The 19,221-nt window shown below is 50.2% G+C and carries 16 protein-coding genes, 2 tRNA genes and 1 pseudogene; 10 read left to right on the top strand and 9 right to left on the bottom strand.

Features of this window, described 5'->3' with window-relative positions; all coding sequences use genetic code 11:
- From H142_RS15165 to H142_RS0109495, 3 genes are all read right to left on the bottom strand, one after another.
- Positions 1-259 (bottom strand): GTP-binding protein (locus H142_RS15165; RefSeq protein ID WP_017931899.1); only part of this gene is annotated, 259 nt, incomplete at its 3' end.
- A gap of 169 nt (positions 260-428) precedes the next feature.
- Positions 429-502 (bottom strand) — tRNA-Gly (locus H142_RS0109490).
- Between the two features lie 42 nt (positions 503-544).
- Positions 545-629 (bottom strand) — tRNA-Tyr (locus tag H142_RS0109495).
- A 149-nt stretch (positions 630-778) separates the two neighbouring features.
- Between H142_RS0109495 and H142_RS0109500 the strand changes: the two genes are divergently transcribed.
- Positions 779-1,624, top strand: a complete 846-nt coding sequence (locus H142_RS0109500) for a TrmH family RNA methyltransferase (protein WP_017931900.1) — start codon at positions 779-781, stop codon at positions 1,622-1,624.
- A gap of 64 nt (positions 1,625-1,688) precedes the next feature.
- On the opposite strand, the gene H142_RS15170 is transcribed toward H142_RS0109500, so the two are convergent.
- Together H142_RS15170 and metG are read right to left on the bottom strand one after the other, a co-directional pair.
- Entirely contained in the window at positions 1,689-2,105 is a 417-nt protein-coding gene (locus tag H142_RS15170) for a DUF805 domain-containing protein (protein WP_017931901.1), read from the bottom strand.
- Between the two features lie 117 nt (positions 2,106-2,222).
- Positions 2,223-3,944 carry a methionine--tRNA ligase gene (gene metG, locus H142_RS0109510; protein WP_017931902.1) on the bottom strand — a complete coding sequence of 574 codons (1,722 nt, stop codon included), beginning with the start codon at positions 3,942-3,944 and terminating at the stop codon, positions 2,223-2,225.
- A gap of 710 nt (positions 3,945-4,654) precedes the next feature.
- Between metG and H142_RS15175 the strand changes: the two genes are divergently transcribed.
- The 6 genes and pseudogenes from H142_RS15175 (at position 4,655) to H142_RS0109545 (ending at position 11,727) form a co-directional block, all read left to right on the top strand.
- Positions 4,655-5,629 (top strand): Gfo/Idh/MocA family protein, encoded by a 975-nt coding sequence (locus tag H142_RS15175; protein ID WP_017931904.1) that lies wholly within the window; start codon positions 4,655-4,657, stop codon positions 5,627-5,629.
- Between the two features lie 41 nt (positions 5,630-5,670).
- Complete coding sequence (locus tag H142_RS0109525; protein ID WP_017931905.1) at positions 5,671-6,789, top strand: DegT/DnrJ/EryC1/StrS family aminotransferase; 1,119 nt, start codon at positions 5,671-5,673, stop codon at positions 6,787-6,789.
- A 6-nt stretch (positions 6,790-6,795) separates the two neighbouring features.
- Positions 6,796-7,896, top strand: coding sequence for a hypothetical protein (locus H142_RS0109530; protein ID WP_017931906.1), 1,101 nt, complete (start codon positions 6,796-6,798; stop codon positions 7,894-7,896).
- A gap of 158 nt (positions 7,897-8,054) precedes the next feature.
- Positions 8,055-9,366 (top strand): annotated as a pseudogene (locus tag H142_RS17270) (nucleotide sugar dehydrogenase).
- A gap of 83 nt (positions 9,367-9,449) precedes the next feature.
- Positions 9,450-10,145, top strand: a complete 696-nt coding sequence (locus H142_RS0109540) for a hypothetical protein (protein WP_156811985.1) — start codon at positions 9,450-9,452, stop codon at positions 10,143-10,145.
- Positions 10,129-11,727: a D-glucuronyl C5-epimerase family protein gene (locus tag H142_RS0109545; protein WP_017931910.1), complete on the top strand. Its 1,599-nt coding sequence runs from the start codon at positions 10,129-10,131 to the stop codon at positions 11,725-11,727. Before H142_RS0109540 ends, H142_RS0109545 begins: the two co-directional genes overlap by 17 nt.
- A 66-nt stretch (positions 11,728-11,793) precedes the next feature.
- Here the strand turns inward: H142_RS0109545 and H142_RS15185 are convergent, their stop codons facing one another.
- The 4 genes from H142_RS15185 to H142_RS0109565 all read right to left on the bottom strand — a co-directional run bounded on the left by H142_RS15185 (position 11,794) and on the right by H142_RS0109565 (position 16,734).
- The gene (locus H142_RS15185) at positions 11,794-12,771 is read right to left on the bottom strand and encodes a DUF2793 domain-containing protein (RefSeq protein ID WP_017931911.1); all 978 of its coding nucleotides are present in this window, start codon (positions 12,769-12,771) and stop codon (positions 11,794-11,796) included.
- Between the two features lie 262 nt (positions 12,772-13,033).
- The gene (gene wecB, locus H142_RS0109555; protein WP_017931912.1) at positions 13,034-14,080 is read right to left on the bottom strand and encodes a non-hydrolyzing UDP-N-acetylglucosamine 2-epimerase; all 1,047 of its coding nucleotides are present in this window, start codon (positions 14,078-14,080) and stop codon (positions 13,034-13,036) included.
- Positions 14,077-14,694, bottom strand: coding sequence for an N-acetyltransferase (locus H142_RS0109560; RefSeq protein WP_017931913.1), 618 nt, complete (start codon positions 14,692-14,694; stop codon positions 14,077-14,079). Before H142_RS0109560 ends, wecB begins: the two co-directional genes overlap by 4 nt.
- A gap of 15 nt (positions 14,695-14,709) precedes the next feature.
- The gene (locus H142_RS0109565) at positions 14,710-16,734 is read right to left on the bottom strand and encodes a glycosyltransferase (protein WP_156811986.1); all 2,025 of its coding nucleotides are present in this window, start codon (positions 16,732-16,734) and stop codon (positions 14,710-14,712) included.
- Positions 16,735-16,972: 238 nt separating this feature from the next.
- On the opposite strand from H142_RS0109565, the gene H142_RS0109570 reads away from it, so the two are divergent.
- The 3 genes from H142_RS0109570 (at position 16,973) to H142_RS16665 (ending at position 19,137) form a co-directional block, all read left to right on the top strand.
- Positions 16,973-17,845 (top strand): ABC transporter permease, encoded by an 873-nt coding sequence (locus H142_RS0109570; protein WP_026147942.1) that lies wholly within the window; start codon positions 16,973-16,975, stop codon positions 17,843-17,845.
- Between the two features lie 3 nt (positions 17,846-17,848).
- On the top strand, positions 17,849-18,583 hold the full coding sequence (locus H142_RS15190; RefSeq protein WP_017931916.1) for an ABC transporter ATP-binding protein: 735 nt from the start codon (positions 17,849-17,851) through the stop codon (positions 18,581-18,583).
- 413 nt (positions 18,584-18,996) lie between these two features.
- Complete coding sequence (locus H142_RS16665) at positions 18,997-19,137, top strand: transposase (RefSeq protein ID WP_083899003.1); 141 nt, start codon at positions 18,997-18,999, stop codon at positions 19,135-19,137.
- Positions 19,138-19,221 lie beyond the last annotated feature (84 nt).

Here is a 19,221-nt window from a genome sequence, read left to right on the forward strand (position 1 = left end):
TGTTTTTCACATAATCAGCATGTCCGGGGCAGTCGACGTGAGCATAATGACGGTTTTCCGTCTCATACTCAACGTGAGCCGTAGAGATGGTGATACCGCGCGCACGCTCTTCAGGCGCGCCGTCAATCTGGTCATAATCCTTGAAATCACCGAAATACTTCGTGATCGCCGCCGTCAGCGTCGTCTTACCGTGGTCAACGTGGCCAATCGTGCCAACATTGGCGTGCGGCTTGTCGCGTTGGAATTTTTCTTTTGCCATTTCGCTTACTCTTTATCTGTAGCCGAAACCGTTTCGACCGTGGGTGGTTATGTAGTGACGCCCGCAGCAATAACAAGCGCAACATTTCTTGCGGATTACCGTCCGCGGACGTTTAACTTCGGCGCGACAGGCTTGCCGCGTTATAGCTCCGGACAGCCGGAACAAAAATTGGAGCGGGCGGCGAGAATCGAACTCGCGTCATCAGCTTGGAAGGCTGAGGTCTTACCACTACACAACGCCCGCTGTGTTCTTTTTAACTTTGCCCGCTTTTGCAAAAGCGACGGATGGTGGAGAGGGTTGGATTCGAACCAACGTACACATAGTGATCAGATTTACAGTCTGACGCCTTTAACCACTCGGCCACCTCTCCTTACCATAAACCGCGCAATGGTTATGTGCGCGACTGTGTTGGGGAAACCCCGTTACTCCAACAAAAAACGCTCTGTGAACGGGGTAGCCAAACGTTAGCTTAATCCATACACAGAGGGCTTAAAAATAAATTGAAGGTGTCGTATAGAGATGTCCCGCCCGCCACGCAATAGCCGGAAGCCAAAAAATTCAGCGAAAAACCGCGCTCCTACGGCCAAAACCGCTGCTCCGCAGGATTCACGCGCCAGGCCTGCGCAGAATCGCCAACAATCCTTATCCAAAGGCCTTATATGGGGTCAACATGCCGTCATAGCAGCTCTCGCCAATCCGCGTCGCCAAATCCATAAAGGCTGGGTCAGCCCTGCCGCACGTGCGCGATTGAATCTGGATAAGGAGGCGCGCCTCATAGAGACCGATCCCGCGCAAATAGACAACCTCGTTCCCAAAGGCGCGGTGCATCAGGGACTCGCACTGCACTGCGCGCCGCTCGCCCCGGCTGATATTGACGCGATAATGGCGCCCGCAGAAGGGCTTATCCTTGTGCTCGACCAACTCACCGATCCGCATAATGTCGGGGCAATGTTTCGCCTTGCCGCCGCATTTGGCGCGCGGGGCATTATCATGCAAGATCGCAAAGCTCCGCCGCTAGACGGCGCGGTCGCCAAAGTCGCTGTAGGCTATGTTGAAACCGTGCCCTGCGCCACTGTCACCAATATCGCCAATACACTGCTTAGCCTGCGCGAGGACGGATGGATGGTGACGGGTCTGGCGGGAGAGACAGATTTAACATTGCAGCAAGCGCTTCGCTTGCCTAAAAACGCCACTGTCGCCGCGAATGTTATTGTATTAGGCGCAGAAGGACCGGGCCTTCGCAAAAGGGTGCGCGACTGCTGTGACCAAGTCGCGCGCATTCCCATGCCCGGCGGCGCCGAATCGCTTAACGTCTCCACCGCCGCAGCCATTGCGGTCTATGAGGCAGTGCGGGGGCAGTCGTAGCCGGACATAAAAATGCAGCGCCGAAGCGCTGCATAAAAGGCTCAATATCGACACTAATACGGTGTTAATTTAAAGTATCAGTATCTGTGCCATGAATATTTGCGCCATATTTATTAGTGCCGGCTTCGCTACCAATAACGCCATTGACGATTTCCCATATGAAATTCACGCCTGGAACTATGAGCAAAAGGTTCAGCCATCCGGTCTTGCCCCAATCATGAGTGCGGCGCACCATGAGCGCTATCATGCCGATAAGATGAAGCAGGGCCCAAATTAGCGCAGGCCACCCTAAAGCCATGTATCCCCCCATCATGCCCGTAGCCGGATCCATCATATCGGACGTATTTCCGAGCAGCATCGCCAGCACGATTAGAATGACGACGTAATATAATAAAAACCACCAATATTCAGAGCGCGATGAACGTCCAGCAAAATCGGTGTAGCGGCGGTAAAATGTCTTAATAGCATCAATCGGTGCCATATATTTCTCCCCTTGTTGAGAGTATAGCCTAACATTACTGCGACAATCTGGCAATGTGAAAACAAATTACGCCAATGTGACTTTGATATCAGTATGTTTCGAACTGTGGCCGCAATATTAGACTTCCCCGCCGCCAAACATCTCCGTCCACTTGACGATTTGGTCATCTTCGATTTTCGTAAATAGAAGCTCAGGCGGCGAAATTGGTAGCCCGCGCGGCAGCGCATCGAGTAAATCGGCTACGCCAGAGAAATCACCGAAGCTCCACGTCCGGTTACCCTCAGGCACGCCGACAGCGTTCAGAATTTTTGCGGCTGCGTCGGGGATGAGAGGTTGGGCGATAATACCGAACAGAGCGACGAGGTTTAAGCCGGCGCGTACTCCAACAGCGGCTTGGTCGACATCGGTTTTATAATGCGTCCACGGCGCGCTGCGCGTCAGGTATTCATTGCCTGCCGCCCAAATGGCGCGGGTCTGTTCAGCCGCTTTGCGGAATTCTCGCGCTTCATAATGCGCAATCAATGCCGGAAGGCGCTCGGATAACTCTGCGGCAATCCACGCTTCGTGTTCCCCGTCCTGTCCGCCATCAGGGACAACGCCATCGAACTTTCCGACGGCATATTTGGTGATACGGTTGACGAAATTACCCAACACATTGGCCAGATCACTATTGACGCTGTTTTGGAACTCTTCCCACGTAAAGGCGGCATCATTACCCTCCGGCGCATTGGCCATGAGATGCCAGCGCCAATAATCGGACGGCGCAATAGATATTGCCTGATCCATAAAGACGCCACGCCCTTGAGAAGTCGAAAATTTCCCGCCATACCAAGTGACCCAATTAAACGCCTTCAGATTGTCGACCAATTTGTACTGATCGCCGCCTGCATTGTTCGTGCCTATGATCGTGGTCGGAAATGACAGCGTGTGAAAGGCGACATTATCCTTGCCCATAAACTGAACATATTGGACCTCGCCTGCGCCTTTATCCGTACGCCACCAGCTTTCCCAATCGCCGCCTGTTTTCTCCGCCCAATCCTGCGTTGCGGAGATGTAGGCAATCGGCGCGTCAAACCAAACATAGAAGACTTTGCCCTCAAAGCCTTGGCGCAATACTGGGATACCCCATTTCAAATCGCGCGTAATCGCGCGGTCACGCAGGCCTTCATCCAGCCATTTCAGCGCAATGGATGTCGCCAGCGGTGGCCAGTCTGCGCTGTGGCTGTTGACCCATATGCGCAGGTCATCAGCCATAATCGATTGACGCAGAAAGAGGTGGCGTGTTTCGCGTATTTCCACATCTTTGCTACCCGACACCGCAGAATACGGATTTATCAAATCTATAGGATCGAGAAGTTTGCCGCAATTATCGCACTGATCACCGCGGGCGGACTCGTAATCGCAGTTTGGACATGTGCCTTCGACATAGCGGTCCGGCAAAAACCGCTGATCGGCATTAGAATAAACCTGTTTGGAAACGCGCTCCTCAATCAGCCCCGCATCTTCAAGCCGTGCGGCAAAGTCCTGCGTCAGCGCGTGATTAGACCGGGCGCTGCTTCGGCCAAAGTAATCATAGCTAAGCGCGAAATCCTCGCCCGCTGATTTCTGCGCCTGGTGCATTTCATCGCAATAATCTGCGACATCCATACCCGCCGCTTGCGCGGCCAGCTCAGCCGGTGTGCCATGCTCATCCGTGGCGCATATATAAAGGACGTCGTGACCCAACAGCCGCATGGCGCGGGCATAGACATCGGCCGGTAACATGGATCCAGCCAGATTGCCTAAATGCTTTACGCCATTAATATAAGGCAAAGCGGAAGTGATGAGTATACGCGCCATTTAATCTCTCTATTTATTGCGGGAATCAGAGCCAGTTCGAACCGCGCATCTATAGCCTACAGTCAGGTCTTTAAAGTATTGGATTTTTAAAATCTGATACTCACGTTCCATTAGACCATGTTGAGCAATCATGTAACATTTTTCAATTTTGGTTCAAGCGGGCTTAACGCAGCTTGCTGCGCGGCACGATTTAAATTCATTTTACCCGGTTCACTATGATTTTTCGTCAAAGCCCCGGATATGGCTCGACGGCAATATCTTACGCTATGACCGGGATGATAGCATCCTCTCCCATATACCGCATGTCTTCGGCGGACTCTAATATGGTTAAAACCTGCACTGCGTCATCGACGCTTGTCCGCGGTGTTTGGCCAAGACTTATACTGATGTGCCATCGTTTGAGTGCGGCTCTTAGCAGGGCGCTCCACACAACAATCTGAAACATACATGCAGCGGCTAACATTGCTCAACTGACTGCAAAGAGAAGCCTGACCCGGGAAAGAGGCAGAGCTGGAGACGAAAGGAAATCATCACTTTGACTTAAACCAATTAGAGAAGCCCAGACCTAAATCTGTGTCATAAGCGCAGATGTCAGACAGTGTAAACTAATTCCTATGAACCTAATAAAACTTACACTATAGTTGCGTTAATTGCGTTTGTGGTACACATGAAAAAGTAGAACGCTAGCTGGAGTATTTAAAATTATAAGTATGAAACAAGTTAGAACAAAACAGCCTAAAGTGTCTGTTTTCGGTTGCGGTCATTGGGGTAAAAACCTCGCACGGAATTTTGCGGAGCTGGGCGCTTTAACAGCGGTCGTTGACCCAAACCCTGAGACTGCCAAACTCCATGCAGATATGCACGGCGTTGCAGCCATGACGAAAGAAGAGGCTTTCGCGTCCGACATTGATGGCGTTGTTATCGCCGCGCCAGCCGAATATCACGCCAATCTTGCTCTCGAAGCCATTGAGATGGGCAAACATGTTTATGTTGAGAAACCGATTGCCCTATCTGTGGCGGATGGCGAGAAAATGCACGAAGCCGCGCAAGCGGCCGACCGCATTTTGATGGTGGGGCACCTGTTGCAATATCACCCGATCTTTGTCGCCCTTCGCACCATGGTGCGCGACGGTGATCTGGGCAAACTCCGCTACGCCTATAGCCACCGTCTCTCCATAGGCAAATTTCGCGTCGAAGAAGATGCGTTTTGGAGCCTCGCGCCGCATGATGTGTCTATGCTGCTCGCCCTATTCGACGAAGCCCCGAGCCACGTTCGTCAAAGTGGTCTGGATTTTGTAACTGAAGGAATTGCTGACGAAACGCGTCTTGATATGGTCTTCCCATCCGGTGGCCGCGCGCATGTATTCGCCTCGTGGTTACATCCCTTCAAGGAACAACGCCTTGTTGTCGTCGGCGAAACCGGCATGGCCGTTTTTGATGACGTCAAACCCTGGGAAGAAAAGCTTGCCGTTTACCGCCATGTCATCGACACATCGGGACGGGAACCTGTGCCTCACAAGGCCGACGTTGATTATATTGATGTGCCAAAAGGTGAACCCCTCAAGTTGGAGTGCCAACACTTCTTGGACTGCATTGCTAACGACACAACCCCCTTTACCGATGGTGAGGAAGCTCTGCGCGTTCTTCGCGTAATGGCGTCTGACACCCTTCCGAAACCTATCTAAATACTCAAGCCTTCCTCTTTGCGGAAGAAAAAAGGAATCCCATGCAGTTTATTGATCTTAAAGCCCAGCAAAACCGTCTCAAAGACGATATAGATGCTGGCATCGCCGCCGTTTTGGAAAGTGGTCGCTATATCCTTGGCCCACAAGTTCAAGATTTTGAAGCCAAGCTCGCCGCTTTTGGCGAAGCCAAACACGCTGTCGGCTGTGCCAACGGGACGGATGCTATACTTTTGCCGCTTCTCGCTTGGAATGTCGGCCCCGGCGACGCCGTGTTCTGCCCATCCTTCACCTATTGCGCAACCGCCGAAGTTATTGCTCTGGCTGGCGCAACACCTGTCTTTATCGACATAGATCGTGATACCTACAACATGGACTTTGAGAGCCTGAAACAGGCCATCGCGGATGTTAAAAATAAAGGCGAATTACGCCCACGGGCCATAATCGCCGTCGATCTATTCGGTCAAAGTGCCGATTATAATGTCATTGCCCCGATTGCGCGTGAAAACGGCATGAAATTAATCTCAGATTCTGCTCAGGGTTTTGGTACGACGCTCAATGGGAAGCACCCGCTGGCTTGGGCTGATGTTCAGACAACCAGCTTTTTCCCGGCTAAGCCGCTCGGTTGCTATGGCGATGGGGGGGCGATCTTGACGAATGATGAGGATCTAGAATTTAAACTGCGCTCGCTAGGCGTTCACGGCAAAGGTACGGACAAATATGATAATGTCCGTATCGGCATGAATTCGCGTCTCGACACAATCCAAGCCGCAATTTTGCTGCCTAAACTCGCCGTTTTCAGTGATGAGATTGAAAAACGTAACGTCGTTGCCACTCGCTATGCCGAAGAGTTGAGTGGAGTTGCTAATCGCGTTCCCGTCGTCATGGATGGTGTGCTTTCGACTTGGGCGCAGTATACGATTGAAGTGCCTGATCCGCACGCATTTGCTGACGCGTTAAAAACTGACGGTATCCCGACAGCCCGCTATTATCCAAAGCCAGTGCATATGCAGACTGCCTATGAACACTATCCTGTCGCGGGCAACGGCCTTCCTAACACAATGAGCTGTATTGATCATATTATCAGCCTACCAATGCATCCTTATTTGACGGAAGAAGACCAAGGCCGCGTTATCGAAGCCGCAAAGGCCGCGTTAGCCTAGGTTATCATGGTAACGTCACCACCTAGTCTACTGACCCAAATTAAGGCCTGCTTGCTTGAAGGGCTAGACGCTTTTCAGGCAAGTGGCGGGGTTGGGGCGGATGCCTATTGGCAGGAGTTGACCGTTCATCCCATGGCGGAAGCCAAGATGCTGGACACCGCTGTACTCTTGCATAAATCGAACATTGTAACACAGGGCTGGCTCGCTAAATTTGCGCGAGGTTCGCTTGCACGTTTATCAGATACAGCCCAAGCTATTGGGCCGGCGGAGAACACCGCAGCGGTCTGGGGACTTAACTTTCCTTGGCCGGCTCATGAGGCGACAGCGCAAGAGCCGTTTCTGATCACATCCGCCTGCATATGCGGGGCTCTGGCTCGATTAAAAGCCGTGGGAGTGAATACGACGCGTCTTTCTGAGCGAGCAGCAGATGGTTTGGACTATTGGTGCCGTGAGGAGACAGCCGAGCTCCATGGTCTGCCCGTTCCGGTCTATGGTTTGAATGTCTACCGCGTACCTGTCCTCAACACGATACTGGCATCGTTTGCTGCATTGCAGGCCGCAAATCGTCCCGTGAGTGTTTGTGATGCATTTTTGGAGCATGCTTGGGGTGATTATCATGAAGGCATAGGGTGGGACTATGATCCCAATCGGCCAGTCATTGATCTATTACATCAGTGGTATGTCATGCGCAGCTTTGCCGAACTTCGTGGTTATGATGGTCTTTCTGAACGTGCGATGTCAGTGATGGGTCAGCTTGCGACGCCGAACGGTTGGATTGATGGCGTACATCGACGGGGTGCCGCCTTTATTGAGAACGATAATCTGGCTTACATTCGGCGCAACGTTGGGGCTCATTGGTTATTGATTTACCCAAAACCAGCGCGATTATGGTCGCTTGGAGAAATGCTTTTAGGGGTTTGTGAACTGATACCGAAAACAGACGGGGTGACGCGAGACTTCTGGGATCGTCAATCAGGTATATTGGCGGATGAAGTTCTGCGCCGATTGAGAGCGACGGATGAGTTAGAAAACACCTTTTACCGCCATACGTCGCATGCACTTCATGGCCTAGCCGCTTTTCTAGCGATGCGCCGAGCAAAACCATAGCTTGAGGCTAGTATCTTCATGAGCTATAGGGCAAATTTACAACTGCGCAAATGGACTGGGGCTACCGCCCAAAATTTTTCAATCACACATCAAAAAGCTTGCACTATTCAGTGGCCGAGCAAAATAGTACGCGTATCAAGTAAGGATCTGTGCCTGTCATGACTTTAAGTAATAATTTTCTTGAGAAAGCCAAATCGGGCGACCTCGTCATCGGCATCGTCGGGCTGGGCTATGTCGGGTTACCGCTGGCCGAGGCCTATAATCGTCAGAACACGAAAGTCATCGGCTATGATATCAGCAAAGCCCGGGCCGATCAGCTGAACGCGGGTCAATCTGGCATGAAACATATTGCGGATGCGCGCGTACAGGACATGATCGAAAAGAAACTGTTTCGGGCAACCCACAATCCCGAAGACTTGAAAGAAGCCGACACCATATTGATTGCCGTGCCGACGCCACTTGATGTCCATCATCAGCCCGATCTGTCCTATGTAAAAGCGACCTGCAAGACGTTGGCCACAGTCCTGCGACCCGGACAGCTGATCGTTCTGGAATCGACGACCTATCCCGGTACCACCGAGGAGGTGATGAAACCGATTTTAGAGACTTCTGGTCTGAAAGCCGGAGTTGATTTCGCCTTGGCCTATTCGCCAGAACGCGAAGATCCGGGCAATCCTGACTTTGAAACCTCGACGATCTGTCGGTGCCGACGGTCCCCACGGGAGCATCATGGCTAAGGCGGCCTACGATATTATCGTTCAAACCGTTATGGTCCGCAATTCTCGCACTGCCGAAGCCACGAAGCTCGTTGAAAATATCTATCGTTGGATAAATATCGCCGCCGTCAACGAAATGAAGGTAATTTTCGAGGCGATGGACATTGATATTTGGGAAGTCATCGACGCGGCCAAAACGAAACCGTTTGGTTTCCACGCCTTCTACCCCGGCCCCGGCGTCGGCGGTCACTGTATTCGAATTGACCCGTACTACCTATCTTACAAGGCGCGTGAGCATGGTCTGTCCACTCACTTCATCGAATTGGCTGGCGATATTAATACCAACATGCCACGCCGCATCGTTCAGCGTTTGCTCGAAGAGATGAGCCTGCGTCTACGCAAATCACTCGCGGGATCAAATGTTCTGCTCGTTGGGCTCGCCTATAAGGCGAATATAGACGACATGCGTGAGAGCCCGTCGTTAGAGTTGCTTGATCTACTCAAGTCTCATGGAGCGAATGTGAGCTATTACGACCCGTTCATCCCAACCATCCCGATGACGCGGGAACATCCTGAGTTCGCGGGAATGGAGTCGGCGGACGGTTTTGACGGGTTCGACGCGGCCATAATTGCAACCGCGCACACCGACGTCGATTATTCAGCCTTGTGCAAAGCCATTCCGCTTGTGCTCGATACGCGTAACGCCACAGCCGGTCTACCGGAGGACTCTCGCGGAAACGTGGTGAAAGCTTAATTCGCGCTTCGTTGCAACAAAACCCGGCATATGATATTCCCTACAGAAACTTTATTTTTCAAGAACAAACAAAGGACAAACAGATGTCAGATATTTCGAAAACACCAACACGTTTCGCCATTTTAGGTATCAGCATGCTTGTCCTCGCGGCCTGTAGCGATACTCTAGCGCCAGGCGCTAACGAAGGTGGAACCGTTGCAATTGATCCGCCTTCCGAGGTCGTGGTTCCCGTTGAGCTCGAGCTTAAAATTCTAGAGACATTGTTTTCAGATGCCTCACCTAAAGAAGATTTAGTCGGTTCAGTACGTTTTGATGGTTCTGTTACCTCGTCTAACCCTGGGGAATTTGCACGGATCAGCGACAATAGCGGTGAGAAATACGAATTTCTTTCAATCAAAGTCGCAGACCTTCAGCCCGGTCGCTACCGTTGGCAAAGCCAGATGCGATTTCCAGCAAACCAAACAGTCGATGATCAAGACATTCAATCTTTGCTACGTATTGATCCAGTCGATACCGACTCCATGAGGAGTAGTCTTTTCATCTCACCAAACGGGGAACCTGGTCGGATGAACGGATTGTTTACAGCGGCAGTATCAAATTCCACCCTGGACGGATTCACGGAAATGAATGTTTTCATTGAGGTCACCCCGGAGACTTCTGGTAGATATAAACTGATGGTCTATCCGGCGGCCGGGGCTGGCAACGCGTATACGAGTACCGCAACTGGCGCGATTGAAATCGGTAATATTAGATTGGACAAAGTTGAACCCGATCGTTGATATGGGCGACACGAAAAAAAAACTGCATGCAATATACTTAGGGGCGATTTTAATATCGGCGTCGCTTACATCGGCCGCATGTGAGCCTCGTAAAACTAGTGAGAGTCAAATTTCTTTTCCTGCTCCAACTTATATTCCACGCGTCATACCCGGATCTGATTCCGTCAAAGTTGATATTTCTCTTCCTGCCTTTGTGCCGAGTTCAGATGAGGTCGAGATTGCCGCCACGAAAGCGCCAGAATCAGCGCTGCTTGACGATTTTGGCGCCGCTCAAGCGGGTCTACCACCCGTTCGAGAAGCACGTCGAGAGCACTACGTATATTATAGGCTGCAATTCTTACCAGATGGCTACCCTGGGATACTTAAGACCGATGGCGTGACGGCTCACCCTATTTATGGCTCTTATCTATTGTATGAATATATATACCTTCATCGCACTCAAGGAAAGAAGACGACGATATACTTGGACGCCGCGAAGCGTGTCGCTGATGCGACGCTTAGACGGATGGACTATATAGAGGAATTTGATGCGCTCGGTTTCTTCTATACAGATCAAGACGGGTTAACTTATTGGCCTGGACGCTTTATTTCAGGTCTAACGCAAGCTCGATACCTCCCCATGTTTTATGATCTTTACATAGTGACAGGAGAAGAAAAATATAAGGTTGCGGCAACCCAAATACTCAATAGCCTAAAAATACCTCAGAACGAAGGCGGCGTAATGATTATGACGCCTTTCGGAGTTGCCGTGGAAGAGTATCCTCACGAAATACCCACCTATGTTCTCAACGGTTGGACGACGATTATTTTGGAAATGCTCAGATATCACGATAAGAGCGGAGATCAGGCCGCTTTAGATTTTGCAACAGAAAATATCAAAACTGTTGAAAAGATGATGCCCCTCTATGATTACCCTAATCTTTTGCTGTCGCGCTATCAGCTAACCGGTTTTGCCTACATGAAAGTAAGGTTTAAAAAGCAGAGAAATTGCGGTATATCCGGGTTCTCGACATCAGTTGCGGGTGTTTGGCACGACGACATCGCGGGCGAAGATAATAGATGGCATAACTTCATCCACCCTAAAGGGCGTGGAGAAGACGGTTTCGCGGAAAAGCGCGAGCAAATGATCAATGTCGTTTTGAGCCGAATTGATGAAGACCGAAAGGTCAAAGTCGATGTCGTTTGCAAGGAAGACGATGAGGCAATCTTTTTCATCGGCAATGGCGACTATATGCCGACAATGTCCGCGATGCCGACCAAGCGCTGGATAGAAGTTGGAAGAGCCAGTATTCCCGTAGGATCCAGCACTGTATCAATGACTTTTTCGGCGGATAATATGGAATTACTTGGTTATCCAACAAATTTTGCCAAAGAAATCGGCGGAATTCGGCGGAATGTTTACCACTGGCTACACATCAATAACCTCGAACTGATTTCCGAGTTTTATCAAAGCGATGTCTTCACCCATTATATTGGCAAATGGCGAAGTTACACGGACCAGTGGAAATCCCTTCCTGTTTTGAAGGATGGCGGATTTGATTTCACCAATCCCAAGCCTTCAGAGCATAGCGAAGAGGAGTAAGCGCTATTCTTAACGAAGGGCATCGAAACTATTCCCGTGACGGCAACGAAATAATTTCGTTTGATTTTAACCGATAAAGGTAACGCTATAATCGCGCGGCACAGTTGTGCGGTTTTCAAGGACAAGCGCACCTGATTGGACGGCCAGACCTGTTCGATCAGGCGTACTTACCGTGCCGGTGAGCGCCATCGTATCATGGTTCTCGATGTCATCCAGCGCGGCTAGGGTTATCAGTTTTAAGGACAATCCCGTATCATAGACAAATATGCCGCTATGCGAGCTCCTCGGATATCCAACTTCACTAATGAGGGTGATTGCGACTAGCCCCCCATGGCCAGGCGTTGGAACGACTGCAGTGCCATCGGCTTGCACCACAATACGGCGCGAGCGAAAGGCTGGCGCGGACACGCCCGGTGTATCATCGGGACAGGAAAGCCGGGTGGTCCACTCGCTACCATCCATATTTGTCTTAACCGCCAAGCCTTCCGACCCCGATAAGCCGATTTCCGCTTGTCCGGTAAATCCAGTCTGAAGGACCAAACTCGCCGTATCCCCGGCCGTCGCCCGGTTGATGTTCAGGCGGTGATCCGTACCGTCATGATTAAACAGCGTCGTCTCTGACGATATGGCGAGCCGCTGCGCCTCCGACGCAGTCGCATTCAGGCCGAGCTGTGGCAATTCATCCAACACCGGAGCGCCGTGATCGCCGAAGACCCAGTTAAGCCCGTCGAACACGCGCAGGCGCGCCTCTGAAAGGCTCCAGATGACCCAGCCCGGGGCAGGCGTGAACCACACCCAGGTTCCGTCTTGGAATACCGCAATTTGACCCGCGCGCTGGGTCAGATGAGGGTCGGGCGTTTCGCCAATAATAATAGCCAATCCATCGTCGGGCTCGATCGGTATTTGTGTGGTCGCGAAATCGGATACGGCCAAATAAAGGCCCGTGTCTAGGCGTTGCAAGGCCTCGTTATGTGTAATGTGTTTTGACGCTTGCGACGGCGCCATATAAGGAAGTTGAAATTTTTCTGTTGTGTATGTTGGCATGGGGTGATCTCGTCCTAAATGATCCGGTTGATCCGGCTTAAAGACAAATCTACACGAAGAATTATGAGGGGGGATGTATATTTTATAATAGCGCGGATTGAGGCGGATACGTGCCCGTCATTAACCACGCCCAGCCCGGGTAAGCGGATCCTTTTCCACATCACGCCGTGCGATACGAAACATCGGGAGTAGACCCTGCGCGACCATCAACCGCCAGCCCCTCCAGCGAGATGACACTGGAAGGTTGTCAACCGAATTTAGGTCAACGGTTTTTGAAAAACGCCTCGAGGATTGCGACAATCCGTTCGCCCGTGTCGCCATCACCATATTGCTCGATCGGCTTGCGCGGCTTGTAGCTATCCTGAGTCCATAAACGGTTCCAACCATTATCGATAAGTTCGACCCATTCCGTTTCGTCGCGTAGCGTGACGCAGGGCTTACCATGGAAATAGGCTTCTTTCTGTAAACCGCCCGAATCCGTAAAAACCATGTCGGATTTCGAGAGTAGCGCTTGCATCTCGCGGTAGCCCACGGGATCGATGGTCTTGATCTTGCCGAAATCCAACCCGTGAGCCGCGACGGCATTTTTTGTCCGTGGGTGAAGGGGAAGGACGATAGTATAGTCATCGGCAAAGCCGTTCAACACCTCGATAATTTCCTTAAGCCGGACCTTATCGTCAGTGTTCTCGGCGCGGTGAAGCGTGCAGGCCGCAATTGGGCCGTCCGTCAAATCAATGCCTTGAATTGACGTTACACTCTCCGTCGTGCGCTGCATGTGCAAAACCGCATCATACATAATATCGCCAACATGGTGAACGCCTTGCGTGATATTCTCGTTCTGGAGGTTTTCTACCCCAGCATCTGTCGAGCAAAAAAGTAAGTCCGACATGTGATCGGTCATAATCCGGTTGATCTCTTCAGGCATCTTCTTGTTAAAACTGCGCAGACCAGCTTCAACGTGAAAAACAGGGATATGTAGCTTGGCGGCGGCTAGAGATCCAGCAATGGTCGAATTCGTGTCGCCATAAGCCAGCAACGCGTCCGGCTTTTCTTTGAGAAGGACTTCTTCAATCGCCGCGAGCATTTCACCGGTCATTGCGCCATGGCTTTTACCGTTGATGTCAAAATGATATTCTGGCGGACGGATTTCCAATTCTTCGAAGAAGACGTCGGACATCTTCTCATCATAATGTTGACCTGTGTGCACCAGAATTTCTTCGAAATCTGGATGTTGATCGAAAAGGCGGCGCAGGATGGCCGCTTTCACGAATTGAGGTCTAGCACCAACGATTGTGACAATTTTTTTCATGTCGATTGGCTTTCACGTAAAACCAGGTTTCCGTCAGTTTCCTGATATTCATCCCCGGTGCGCGGGCAGATCATTCGCCCCGCATCATCCGGCCGAAGAACTTCACCGGCATGCGAAACCCAACCAATGCGTTTAGCGGGAACCCCGGCCATAAGAGCATGCGCCTTAACGGCCTTAACGACAACGGCGCCAGCGGCTATAAGACAATACCCGCCGACTTCATTGCCGCAAACGATTGTGGCGTTTGCGCCGATGGTCGCGCCTTTTCGGACAATTGTTTTAGCGTATTCGCTTCGGCGATTAACATCGGCGCGTGGCGTCGTCACATTGGTGAAGACCATAGACGGCCCGCAAAACACGCCGTCTTCTAACTCGACGCCAGTATATAGCGAAACATTGTTCTGAATTTTACAGCCATTCCCAATAGACACATCCGGACCAGCGCTAACGTTTTGCCCGATCGAGCAACCGCTCCCAATTTTTGTGCGCGGCAAAATATGTGAGAAGTGCCAAATTTTGGTATCCGCACCTATTTTTGCATCTGCATCAACATAGCAGGTCTCATGGACAGATGCACTGTCGGAAATATTCGCGCTTTCGGCAATTCTAGACATTAAAATATTTCCTGATTATGCAGTGTGAGAATTGTTGTGTGGGGACCCAAGTGATGCAATCGTCATACCGGCAACTTGGGGCTTTCCATCCGGCCCTAATACAAAGCGCTCTCCAGCCAACAGCTTACGTACCCCTTCGATTAAGTCTGGTTCGTAAGTTTTGTAGTCATTCGTGTCCATAAATTCTGCGCACGCCTCAGACTTGGTCGCCAGAGCCTCATCGGTCACGCGTTTAACGCATAGTGAAACGTCAGACGGCGTAAAATCGCTTGGTATGGTCCAGCCAATATTGGTTCTGCCAATCACCTCAGCCAAAAACTTCATCCGCGAGGCAATGATGGGGACGCCCGCATTAGGGTATTCAAACAACTTGTTTGGCGAGCAAAGCCAATGGTTCAGACCCGTATTCAAATACGGTACGATCCCAATATCGGCGCCCTTCGTCCACTCAACGAGCTCGTCATGGGGCGCGGGTTTAATGAATCGAACTTTATCAAGTTCGCCCCGAGATTCCATCTGCTCCAGCTCCATGTTGATTTCACGGAGAATTTCACGGCGCACAATTTCTCGCGCCATTTTGATATCGCCGCCCTCAAAGGTATCAGTCGTTCCGACGATAGCCTTCAGTCCAGCCGCTTGCTCGATTTGACCTTCCATCCGAAGTATGCTGGCGACGACATCATTGATCGCATCATTACTCGGATTCTTCAGACCTTCATCAATTAGCTTCTGCGCGGCATAAGCGCGAAGTGTTTGTTCCCGTGTTTTACCGGCAAGACCCGATGTCTCAGCCTGCGTCTCGACAGAAACACTGACGCTGTCGAAGATGTTATCCTGTGATGCTTGTTCGTTATTTCTTGTGATGTGTTCCATCGCGCGTTCGATACGCTTAACATAATCCGGAGATTTCTTGCGTTCTGACAGAAGTTTATCGGCCATATCAGTCCGAAGTTGAGCCTTGAAGTCATCTGATAGCGCCAGCAATTCTTCTTTCATGTTGCCCCAGCCCATCATCACGAGGAACCAGTTTTCCGGTAGAAGATAGCCAGACTCTACGATGCTCTCTAGCCCTCTATTTTTCCCAAATCCGCCTTGATACAAAAGGATCCGATTGTCAGATGACAGACTTGCTTTGTCATGCAGTCGGCCATCATAAGGTTTCCCATCATCACGAAACACCGTATTCGGTAAGACCAGAAAATGTGCATTCATTTCATAAGTCTCGATGTAATAGTCCAGAATGTGCTGATTGACAGCGATCAACAGGTCGACAGAGCGAAGGTGCTTGGCATGCAACTCAGCATAGGTTGCAAGGATATAAGGTTCAGCGTGGGCTAAATCATCATAACACTCATGCGCGTCATAAATGACTTTGCAGCCAAACTTCTTTTTGGCGGCCGTCCCCACGGGAAGGGTCATCACCTCGTGGCAATAGACAATATCGGGCTTAAATTCTTCAAGCCGCGCGAACATATTTTTGGCTCGAACCTTAACCGAAGACCTAAACGAGAGCTGTTGAGGGTTCCCTAACAATCCAAGAATACGTTCGCGGAGGTTTTTTGGCTCAGGCTTATAGCCTTCCTCAAGCGCCGAGTAATTTTCCGCGACTCTACGCATTTTAGATAGCTCACCCAGACGCCCGAAACGCGACAGAATTTTCCGCGCCGTTCGGATCGCCAAAAGCAGTCCGATTAAAAACAGGCCCACAAGGCCAATGGCGATAAATTGATACCCGACTTTTGGAATCTCTTGGGACCAAACCGGCATCAAAATTTCGATTACGTTCTGTAAGGTGCGCGGCACGATCAACGTTGTCAGTAAAATGGTTCCGGCGATCATCCCCAGGAGAATAAGAACGCCGACCATAAGGCGACGGGCATATATTTTTGCGGTCTCAACATAGCTTTCCGCACGCCACTGCACCCGCGTAATTGGGATGCCTTCATCTGAAATGGCCCGTGTGCCAGGCGCATCATTTGTTACGATGCCAACAATTTCGACCTCGTGTCCCTGATTCATCAGGCTTTTAGTCTGCCGCAATACGCGGCGATCTTTTGTGGCGATATTAGGTACCAGCACAAGTATACGTGACACGTAGTAACCTCCGGGCCGCCCGAAAGCGGCTCATTCTGAGTAAAACAGTTGACGGATTATCCATCGCTCCGCACCGTAGGTCCATTACTACTGGTAGCCGTGCGCGATTTAGCAGTCAAAATAAGATTGTGCAACCCACTTGATATCGATGGCTTGAACCTAGATAGACAAGGCTTGCGGAAGTATGACCTACTTGGTATTGCGAATGCTGCTTTTGCCCTTCTCTAGGGTCTGGCTTTTTATTTTGATGAAACTGGTTGCTATGATTCAGACTTATCACCGAAGTGGGATAGCCGATGTTGTAGCTAGCCTGAAACTTCCGCGTTTGTGGTTACGTTTAGGGGTGCGGGATTTAGTCAATGATCATGCGCGAGCATCTCTAGGAATTCTTTGGCCCCTCATTGGAGCGCTCGCTTGGATTGTCATCATTTATTTTTTCATTGGAAATAGCCTTGGCGAAGGTAATCCGAGCTATTTGGCTTATTTGACAATTGGAATTGTTGTCTACAATTTTGCTTCTGGTGTTCTAGTCAATGGTGTCAACAGTTTCATGCGTTACCGTAATTTGATCCTGAATGTTCCCAACCCATTATTCATCTACCCTCTTCGGACACTGACGAAAGTTACGGTGTCTACGGGATTACAGATCTTATTTGTTATCGCTGCGCTTTATATATGTAAGTCTCCCCCTCAACTCAGTTGGATATGGGTATTACTGGCTCTGCCACTCTATTTTTTGACCGGAACGTTACTCGCTCTTGGTATGGGATTGGCGGGCGTGTTTTTTGGCGATCTAAGATTTATGATGCAGCCGATTATGCGGATGCTGATGTTTACAACCCCCATTTTCTGGTATTCGAAAGGCGAAGGCATTCGTATGCTGGCGACTGTCTACAACCCGCTATCCCACTATATTGCTATCGTACGTGAGCCGTTGCTCGGTAATTCTTTTCCCTATCTTTCGCTTTGGGTCGTAATTGGATGCACGATTGTGATAGGCGTGATTTCGCTCACTTTGTTTCATGTGGCCCGCTACTCCATGATCCGCCACTTCTAATATATGCCTAATCTCATTTTCGACAAAGCTAGCGTCTTCTATCCATCTCATGCTCCTATTGCTGCAGGCGAGCAAAGAGGTATTGGCGCACGCATCATAAAACGTGGTCACCGCCATTCGATTGCCTCGCTTGATAAAATTAATCTTACGTTAAAATCTGGCGACCGAGTCGGTATCATTGGACAAAACGGATCCGGAAAAAGCACGCTTCTGCGACTTGGTTCTGGCATATTGCGTCCAAACGAAGGCGATGTCATTATTAATGGCCGCGTCGCCACCTTGTTCACAACAACAATTGGAATGAATATGGATGCCTCGGCAATCAAGAATATACGCGATGCCGCGGACTTGATGAGCATCCCCCGCAAATTGATCAATGATACTTTGGCAGATGTTATTGATTTCTCCGAGATTGGTGCCTTTGCAAACCAACCCATGCGGACTTACTCTAGTGGCATGAGAGCCCGTGTCGGGTTTGGTCTTGCGACAAGTTTCGACACTGACATCTTGCTCATAGACGAAGTATTTGGGACAGGGGACATGCAATTTTATAAGAAAGCCCGAAAGCGTTTAGAAGATAAGATCGGACAAGCGAGCATTCTCATGCTTGCAAGCCATTCGGACCGGATAATTTCTACATTTTGTGAGAAAGCTTTATGGCTTCATCAGGGTAAAATAAGAGATTTCGGCAGCATCGATTCGATTTGTAAAGACTACCGAAAGTTCATGTCAACCTAAATTCCACATGGTCTCTGAATGGTGACGCAGAATCTTATAAATCTCATCGATAGCCCCAGGGGCTTTGCCACATTAACTGAACTAGACGCTATTTTCCTCTACTCGATTACTTAAGCGTAAGCGGATGTCGTCACGAAATTCCATTCGATCTGCGCCTGGATTCAGAATTTCCGGAGTGTGTTTCTTGAGATTAGGTGACGTCGATAATTGAAGAGATTGTAGACCTAGCTCTGAGCAAGGAGTAGTTTTTGAGCGCCTTTTATCGATCTAAACCTTTGCGCTATCGTTCTCGTCTTCTTATTGGAACATGTGACCATTCTGCGCGATTCTTCTTTCGACCTCCCACGTCTTGCAAGTGTTTTGGACTTGCTTCAGTAAAGTGGAGAGTGCTTCCTGTAAATTAGGAGCTACCCATGACAGGTCAACGACAGATATTTACCAAAGCGTTTCGGCGTGTGGCGGTTCATTTAAGCCGCGAGAGCACCTGCACGGTTCGCGATATTGCCGAGGATTTAGGTATGGCTTTATCAACACTTTCCAGATGGCGCGTTTGATTACATCGGGATGGAAGCGGTGACAGATGTTGATTTAGACTTTCACCTCTAGAGTTTAGCAGATAGTCTGGAAATCGGCATTAA

It is taken from the genome of Robiginitomaculum antarcticum DSM 21748, assembly GCF_000365025.1.
Classification (GTDB): domain Bacteria; phylum Pseudomonadota; class Alphaproteobacteria; order Caulobacterales; family Maricaulaceae; genus Robiginitomaculum; species Robiginitomaculum antarcticum.